Annotated in this window: 1 pseudogene; it reads right to left on the reverse strand. The window is 58.9% G+C overall.

Annotation, left to right across the window (positions count from 1 at the left end):
- Positions 1–228: pseudogene (locus tag DDE13_RS22715) on the reverse strand (helix-turn-helix domain-containing protein); the annotation flags it as partial.
- Positions 229–513: the final 285 nt, after the last annotated feature.

The raw sequence follows: 513 nt of genomic DNA on the forward strand, positions 1-513 counted from the left end.
GGCCGCGATCCGGCGCCGCACCCAGTCTTTGACATCGGTCAGCTTGCCGCGTCCCGGATTGCCCTGCGGCTTTGGCGCAAGCGCGCCAGTCTCGCGCTTGAGCCGCACCATGTCATTGACGAACTTGATGGAAACACACAGGCGCCGCGCCGCCTCGGTGTGCGTGCTGCCTTGCTCAACAAGCAAAACCGCCCGTTCACGTAACTCAACAGGATGCGGCTTACCCATACCTGACCCCCATATCTGCCTCCAGAACAGGGAATCACGGGATGATCGAAATGGGAATCCAGAATCCGATCAGGGGCGACACGCTCTAGGCACACCGCCTGACGCGATCACGCGTCCCGGGAGGGGGTACTCTTAAAATGTTGACCATGTGTTGACCAGAACGCGCGCTGCTCTTACACAAGCGAAACGCTCGGGATTGAAGCCATTGATATGTTTTGGGATTTTGGTTGCGGGGGCAGGATTTGAACCTGCGGCCTTCAGGTTATGAGCCTGACGAGCTACCGG

Origin of the sequence: Meridianimarinicoccus zhengii (genome assembly GCF_003254465.1) — a bacterium.
Taxonomy (GTDB): Bacteria; Pseudomonadota; Alphaproteobacteria; order Rhodobacterales; family Rhodobacteraceae; genus Meridianimarinicoccus; species Meridianimarinicoccus zhengii.